This is a genomic window from Rhodococcus sp. Leaf233, from assembly GCF_001426165.1.
In the GTDB taxonomy this organism is placed as follows: domain Bacteria; phylum Actinomycetota; class Actinomycetes; order Mycobacteriales; family Mycobacteriaceae; genus Rhodococcoides; species Rhodococcoides fascians.
Window position 1 is genome coordinate 598027 of record NZ_LMRO01000008.1, and the last position, 7641, is coordinate 605667.

Below are 7641 nucleotides of genomic sequence, written 5' to 3' on the forward strand. Positions count from 1 at the left end.
ATTTGTGGGACTGAATGCAGACGCGGTACGTGGTCCACTGCGGCGTGCTATCGCAACGGCCCAGAACGGCCTCGAGGTCATCCGGCTGGGTGGTCTCGAGACCGAGGTCGATCCGTCGCCTTTCCGGGTGATGGACCGCGAGCCGATGTATCGGTTGCGGCGTTACTTCCCCGACGACGTTCCCGTGGACAGTCCTCCGGTGGTGCTGATTCCGCCGATGATGGTCTCCGCGGACGTGTACGACGTCACCACCGATCAAGGTGCGGCCGGCATTCTGCACGGCATGGGCATGGACCCGTGGGTGGTCGATTTCGGTTCGCCCGATACCGAAGAGGGCGGGTGGAGCCGTACTCTGGCCGATCACGTCGTCGCCATCAGCGAGGTCGTGGACAAGGTGCACGAGCACACCGGCCGCGACGTTCACCTCGGCGGGTATTCGCAGGGCGGCATGTTCTGCTACCAAGCTGCCGCCTATCGAGGTGGACGAAACCTGGCCAGCCTCATCACGTTCGGGGCTCCGGTCGACACCTTGGCCGGCTTGCCGTTGGGTATCCCGGCCGGTGTCGCTACTCGGGGCGCAGAGTTTCTCGCCGACCATGTATTCACGCGCTTGGCCGTGTCGGGGTGGATGGCGCGGACGGGATTTCAGCTGCTCGACCCGGCGAAGACCGTGCGGTCTCGTTTGGATTTCCTGCGACAGTTGCACGATCGGGAAGCACTGTTGCCTCGGGAGCCGCAGCGCCGCTTCCTGGCGATGGACGGCTGGGTGGCGTGGTCCGGGCCCGCCGTGGCCGAGTTGCTCAGGCAGTTCGTCGTGCACAACCGCATGATGACCGGCGGTTTCGTCATCAAGGACAGGTTGTTGACGCTTGCCGAGTTGACGGTGCCGGTCTTGGCGTTCGTCGGCGAGGTGGACGACATCGGACAGCCGTTGGCGGTGCGCGGAATCCGGCGTGCCGCACCGCGTGCTCAGGTATTCGAAACGACCTTGCGTGCAGGCCATTTCGGTCTCGTGGTGGGTAGCACGGCAGCTGCGCAGACGTGGCCGACCACCGGAAACTGGATTCGGTGGCGCGAGAACCTCGGACCGAAGCCCGAGGCCGTGCGCGTGATGGAACACGAGGAGCACTCGGACAGCGACAGCGGAGTGTCGATCACCAACAGGCTGATTCATACCGCTGCCTCCATCGCCGAAGTGGGAGTCGGTGTAGGACGCGGATTGGCGTCGGCCGCGACCGGTGCCGTGCGCGGCACTCGTGAGATCTCGACCGAGGCCGTGCGCACCCTTCCGCGGCTGGCACGGCTGGGGCAGATGCAGCCGCACAGTCGGGTCTCGTTGGGCCGCTTGATCGCTGAGCAGGGAAGAAAGTCCCCGCTCGGCGAGTGCTTCCTCTTCGACGACCGAGTGCACACCTACGACGCCGTCAACGTGCGTATCGACAACGTGGTTCGAGGTCTGATCAGTGTCGGTGTACGGCCGGCATCGCGCATCGGTGTGCTGATGGAGACCAGGCCGAGTGCCCTCGCCGCCATCGCAGCTCTCTCGCGCATCGGCGCTGTTCCGGTGTTGCTGCAGCCAGGTAGCGACCTCACTGCCGCGTTACGCACCGTGGACGTCGACACCGTGATCGCCGATCCGGAAAATGCCGCGGCGGCGGTTCCGGTCGCGCCCAACGTACTGGTGCTCGGCGGCGGCGAGACGCGGCGGCTCGATGTTCCGGACGGCTACGAAGTGATCGACCTCGAAGCCATCGACCCCGACGCCGTCCGGCTACCGGCCTGGTTCGAGCCGGATCCCGGTCGCGCTCGCGAACTGGCAATGATTCTGTTCACCACCACCGACCGTGGTCTCGAACCGCGATACATCACCAACCATCGCTGGGCACTGTCCGCATTCGGTACCGCGACGACGGCCGCTCTCGGTCCCGGCGATACTGTGTATTGCCTAGCACCGCTCCATCATTCGGCGGGCATACTCGTGACCATCGGCGGCGCGCTTGCCGGCGGATCGAGGATCGCGCTCTCCCGTGGTCTCGATCCCGAGCGCTTCAGGGAAGAGGTGTACCGCTACGGCGTCACTGTCGTCAGCTACACCTGGACGATGATGCAGCAGATCGTCGACGACGGGCGCTTCCCGGTCGACACCGGTCACCCGGTTCGGCTGTTCATCGGCTCCGGTATGCCGGTGGGATTGTGGCGTCGCACCCTGGCGAAGTTCACCCCGGCGCGAGTGCTCGAGTTCTATGCCTCCACCGAGAACGACGTCATTCTGGCCAATGTCGCCGGGACGAAGATCGGCTCGAAGGGACGCCCTCTGCCCGGCAGTGCGCGAGTGGCCCTGGCGGCGTACGACCCGATCACCGGCCGACTCGAAGAGGACGACGACGGATTCGTGCGGCAGTGCCGCGACGACGAGATCGGGCTGCTCCTGGGCCGCCCGAGCGGTGACGGTGAAGCGACCAGCCATGTCATGCGTGGGGTCTTCGAGCCCACCGACGCGTGGATACCCACCGAGAACCTGTTCCGGCGTGATTCGGACGGCGATTACTGGCTCATCGATCGTAAAGACACCGTTGTTCGCTCGGCGCGGGGTCCGGTGTACACCCAGCCGATCGTCGACGCCGTCGGCGATCTCGACCAGGTCGGTTCGGCCGTGGTCTACGGGGTTCGTGTAGCCGTCGACGGGCCACGGTCGATCCGCATGGAAGCGTCGGCCACCGAGGTTGCCGTGTGTGCTGTCTCCCTGCAGCCGGAAGCGGTGATCACCGCTCGCGCCCTCACCGATGCCCTGGGAGTTCTGCTTCCGGACGAGCGCCCGGCGATCGTCCACGTTGTGTCCGACATCCCGGTCGGTCGCGCCTATCGACCCAACGCGTCTGCATTGAAGCAGGCAGGAATTCCTACTCCGAGCGCACGATCGTGGTACTACGATCCGGAGTCGAACAGCTACCGACGACTGACGAAAGCTGTTGTGGCAGAACGCTTCGTGGGACGTCAGGCCACCGCCGAGAAGTCTTCCTGACATGAAGGTACGGCCGGCGGCCCCGACGACGGAAACAATCGGCGTTCGGTAGCGTGAACGAAGACCATCACTCCGACTCGGTCGGAGCAGACAGAAGGACACCTGTGGCAATCGACTCGACTCTGCTCTCCATCCTCGCGTGCCCTGTGGACAAGGGCCCGCTCCTGCTCGTCGAGGATGAATTGCTCTACAACCCGCGACTGCGTCGCGCATATCCGATAGAAAATGGCATTCCGGTGTTGCTCGCCGACGATGCGCGCGATGTCGACGACGCCGAGCACGAGTTGATTCTGGCGCGCGCCACGTCCTAGATCACTTCGTTCATGGTGTCCGCCGACGCAATGTCGCTGCCGCACCGGTCAGCGCTGCCACGGTGAACATCACGACCACGGCGATGTCGGCCCCCATGCGCCTGGTTGCATCGGGGTGGACGGATATTTCCTGCAGGGCGTCCACCAGGTAGCTCAGCGGCAGAAGGTTGCTGACTGCACCGAGCCAACTCGGCATCTGATCGCGGGCCACCAGGAGCCCGCAGAGGAAGAGCTGCGGGATCACGACGACCGGCATGAACTGGACCGCTTGAAATTCGGTACGTGCGAAAGCGCTGCACAACAGCCCGATCGCCACTCCGAGCATCGCCCCGAGTACCGCGATCACCAGAACCCACCCGATCGAGCCTTCGATGTCGAGCCCGAGCAATCCGAATGCGAGTGCGCACGCGAGCAGCGCCTGCCCTACAGCGGCGAGCGAGAACGCCGAGCCGTAACTCGCAAGCAGGTCCATCTTGGACATCGGTGTGGTCAGCAGGCGTTCGAGTGTTCCCGTGCTGCGTTCACGCTGCATCGAGATCGACGTGAGCAGAAACATGACGACGAACGGCAGAATGCCGAGCATCGTGATCGCAATTCGATCGAACGACGATTGTTGGTTCGGCGGAGCCGGGACGTCTCGGTACAGGAAATACAGCAACACCATCAGTAGAGACGGCACGAGCAGGACCATGGCCACCGATCGGTGATCGGCTCTGAGCTGGCGCAGGATTCGACCCGTACCCGCTGCGTAGATTCGTCCGTTCACGATGTCTGTTCCGTGGATCTGATGAGCGAGAGGAATGCGCGGTCGAGGTTCGTTTCCTTCGTCCGCGCCAGTAGCGCTTCGGGGCTCGATCGGTCCAGGACGGCACCGTCGCGCATCAGTACGAGCTGGCTGCAGTGTTCTGCCTCCTCCATCACGTGGCTCGAGACCAGCACTGTCGTACCTACCGCTGCGATTGCGGCGAATCGTGACCACAGTTCCGAGCGAAGGACGGGATCCAACCCGACCGTCGGCTCGTCGAGGACGATGAGTTCGGGTTCGGCGACCAGCGCGCTGGCCAGGGAGACCCGGCTCAGTTGGCCACCGGAGAGCTCACCCGCCCGCGACGCCGCATGGTCGGTGAGTCCGACAGCCGCGATGGCGGACGCCACCTCGGAGTGGCGGCGACCGTAGAGCGACCCGAAGTACTGCACGTTCTCGCGAACGGTGAGGTCTCGGTACACGCTCGGTGCCTGCGTCACGTACCCGACGGTGCGGCGCAGGGAGGTGGAGCCGGCTGGGCATCCGAGCACTGTCACGGTTCCGCCGGCAACGATCTGCGTGCCGACTATGGCGCGCATCAACGTGGTCTTTCCGCAGCCCGATGGGCCGAGGAGGCCGGTGATGGCAGCCCGCGGAATCGTCAGGGACAGATTGTGCAGCACCGTTCGGTTGCCGCGGCGAACCGTCAACCCTGTGATCTCGACGGCATGTTGCCCGGTGAACGCCATGTCGGCCTCCAGACTCTCATCGATCGATGCAGTCATAGCCCCGTCGATGCCTCGAGGTCAAGGGTTCAGCATCATGGGACGGGTGAACGCTGCTGACTTGGAAATCGGAGAGCCGGACGACGCAGCCCGACGTATCCTCGGGGCCACCGTCCATGCAGGCGCGGTGTCGGTGCGCATCGTGGAGGTCGAGGCATACGGCGGTCCAGTCGACGGTCCGTGGCCCGATCCCGCTGCGCATTCTTTCCGTGGTCCGACACCCCGAAATGCCGTGATGTTCGGTCCGGCGGGTCGGCTGTACGTCTACCTGAGTTACGGCATGCACCTGTGCATGAACGTCAGTTGCGGGCCGGACGGGACGGCCGCTGCCGTCCTGCTTCGAGCCGGTCAGGTAGTTGCAGGTCACGATTTCGTCGACGGCAGGCGCGGTGGCGGAAAGTCGCGAACAGCGCGGGTCGAGGCCGGGTGGGCTCGAGGGCCCGGCAATCTCGGACGAGCACTCGGAGTGGGACTTGCCGACAACGGGACCGATCTGTTCGACGCGTCGTCACCGATCACCCTCGAGCTGCTCGAACATCCGCTGGGCGACGAGGCGTTGAAAGTCGGTCCACGCGTGGGTGTGAGCGTGGCAGCAGACAGACCGTGGCGTTTCTGGCTACCGGCCTCGCCTGCAGTGTCGAACTACCGGCGCAGTCCCCGCGCTCCCCAGCCCGGCTTGCGTGAGGGCTGAACGAGGCGGCGGCAAGTGCATGCGGGAAGATCGACGTCGTGAGCGAGAACATCATCGACGAATTGACCTGGCGCGGACTGATCGCGCAGTCCACCGACGTGGAAGCACTGAAGAAGGCCACCTCGGACGGGCCGATCACGTTGTACTCCGGTTTCGACCCGACCGGACCCTCGCTCCACGCCGGCCACCTCGTTCCGCTGCTCGCCTTGAAGCGGTTCCAGCGGGCCGGTCATCGGCCGATCATTCTGGCGGGCGGCGCAACCGGACTGATCGGTGATCCTCGCGATGTGGGGGAGCGGACCATGAACTCCCGTGAGGTGGTCACCGAATGGGCGTCGCGTATCCGGGGGCAGCTCGAACGGTTCGTAGACCTGGACGACGGCCCTACCGGTGGCGTGGTGGTCAACAACCTGTCCTGGACAGGGGAGCTGTCCACCATCGACTTCCTCCGAGACGTCGGCAAACACTTCTCGATCAACGTCATGCTCGCGCGGGAGACGGTCAAGACTCGGCTCGAGGGCGACGGCATGTCGTACACCGAGTTCAGCTACATGCTGTTGCAGGCCAACGACTACGTCCAGCTGCGCCGGGAGTACGGCTGCAGTCTGCAGATCGGTGGCTCGGATCAGTGGGGCAACATCATCGCCGGCGTGGAACTGAACCGTCGGCAGGACGCCGAACAGGTTCACGCGCTGACCGTTCCCCTGGTCACGTCGTCGGACGGCAAGAAGTTCGGTAAGTCCACCGGTGGTGGCAGTCTCTGGTTGGACCCCGAGATGACCAGCCCGTACGCCTGGTACCAGTACTTCGTGAACACCGGTGACGCCGATGTGGTCAAGTACCTGCGCTGGTTCACCTTCCTGTCCCAGGACGAACTGGCCGAATTGGAGACAGCAACCGAGGAGCGACCGCACGCGCGAGAAGCTCAGAAGCGACTGGCAGCAGAGATGACGACTCTGGTTCACGGCGAAGAGGCGACTCGCTCGGTCGAACTCGCCAGCCAAGCACTGTTCGGGCGGGCCGAGCTCACCGACCTCGACGAGAGCACTCTGGCAGCGGCGTTGCACGAGGCATCTGTGGCCGACATCGAGGTGGGTGCTCCGAACACGATCGTCGACCTCCTTGTCGCGACAGGGTTGAGCGAGAGCAAGGGTGCTGCGCGACGGGCGGTCAAAGAGGGCGGGGCAGCGGTGAACAACGTCAAGATCGCCGACGAGAACTGGACACCGTCGAGCGACGACCTCTTGCACGGACAATGGTTGGTGGTCCGGCGCGGGAAGCGGAACTTTGCGGGAGCACGCGTGGCTCGCTGAATCCAGGATCGGCAAGTGGCCGGAGTCACATTGATGTAATTTGGTTTGGACATCCGCTCGAGGGGCAATCCATCGAGCGCGACCAGGCTGTTCACACCGATTGTGTCCGAGCGACCTGGGGATTTGACGCGTTGTTATCCGGGGCGTAACTTTGTCCAAGTCAGAGCGACACGGACGCCAGCCCAGACCGCAAGGCCTGAGCGAAGCGGACGCGCTCTACACAATCTGGTTCGGACACTACTTCGGTTGTGTCTTAACCGCGGATCGAAGGCCAGTTTGACTGAGCCTGAACATCCGATCTAAGCTGGAACGGTTGCCCCGGACACCGACGAGATCATCTCGGACGTGAATGGTGTGTGCGTGTTCTTTGAGAACTCAACAGTGTGTCGATGAATGTCAGTGCCGAATTTTATTTGGTGAAAGCATTCGATGTATCAGCCATCCGCTTGTGGTGGTTGTTGTCGGGTGTTTGAGAACTCAACAGTGTGTCGATGAATGTCAGTGCCGAATTTTATTTGGTGAAAGCATTCGATGTATCAGCCATCCGCTTGTGGTGGTTGTTGTCGAGTGTTGCTTGAAAATGCTAGTTGAGTTTWTTTGCTAGTGATTTGACTCTTTATGTTTATGACTGATTTGCAGTTTCGACTGTTGATCGAGAGTCTTTTACGGAGAGTTTGATCCTGGCTCAGGACGAACGCTGGCGGCGTGCTTAACACATGCAAGTCGAGCGGTAAGGCCTTTCGGGGTACACGAGCGGCGAACGGGTGAGTAACA

General features: G+C 63.3%; 6 protein-coding genes and 1 rRNA gene. 5 read left to right on the top strand and 2 right to left on the bottom strand.

Going from position 1 to position 7641, the window contains the following annotated elements:
* The first annotated feature begins 4 nt into the window (after positions 1 to 4).
* Entirely contained in the window at positions 5 to 3022 is a 3018-nt protein-coding gene (locus ASH04_RS10725; RefSeq protein WP_032365532.1) for an AMP-binding protein, read from the top strand.
* A gap of 104 nt (positions 3023 to 3126) precedes the next feature.
* The gene (locus ASH04_RS10730) at positions 3127 to 3333 is read left to right on the top strand and encodes a Trm112 family protein (protein ID WP_032365531.1); all 207 of its coding nucleotides are present in this window, start codon (positions 3127 to 3129) and stop codon (positions 3331 to 3333) included.
* Positions 3334 to 3343: 10 nt separating this feature from the next.
* Here ASH04_RS10730 and ASH04_RS10735 read toward each other — a convergent pair whose 3' ends face one another.
* Positions 3344 to 4099: an ABC transporter permease gene (locus ASH04_RS10735; RefSeq protein ID WP_057473444.1), complete on the bottom strand. Its 756-nt coding sequence runs from the start codon at positions 4097 to 4099 to the stop codon at positions 3344 to 3346.
* Positions 4096 to 4827, bottom strand: a complete 732-nt coding sequence (locus ASH04_RS10740; protein WP_027497226.1) for an ABC transporter ATP-binding protein — start codon at positions 4825 to 4827, stop codon at positions 4096 to 4098. Before ASH04_RS10740 ends, ASH04_RS10735 begins: the two co-directional genes overlap by 4 nt.
* Positions 4828 to 4900: 73 nt before the next feature.
* Between ASH04_RS10740 and ASH04_RS10745 the strand changes: the two genes are divergently transcribed.
* From ASH04_RS10745 to ASH04_RS10755, 3 genes are all read left to right on the top strand, one after another.
* Complete coding sequence (locus ASH04_RS10745) at positions 4901 to 5554, top strand: DNA-3-methyladenine glycosylase (RefSeq protein WP_057473445.1); 654 nt, start codon at positions 4901 to 4903, stop codon at positions 5552 to 5554.
* 38 nt (positions 5555 to 5592) lie between these two features.
* Positions 5593 to 6867: a tyrosine--tRNA ligase gene (gene tyrS / locus ASH04_RS10750; protein ID WP_027497224.1), complete on the top strand. Its 1275-nt coding sequence runs from the start codon at positions 5593 to 5595 to the stop codon at positions 6865 to 6867.
* Between the two features lie 662 nt (positions 6868 to 7529).
* Positions 7530 to 7641: ribosomal RNA gene (locus ASH04_RS10755) — 16S ribosomal RNA — on the top strand; the annotation flags it as partial.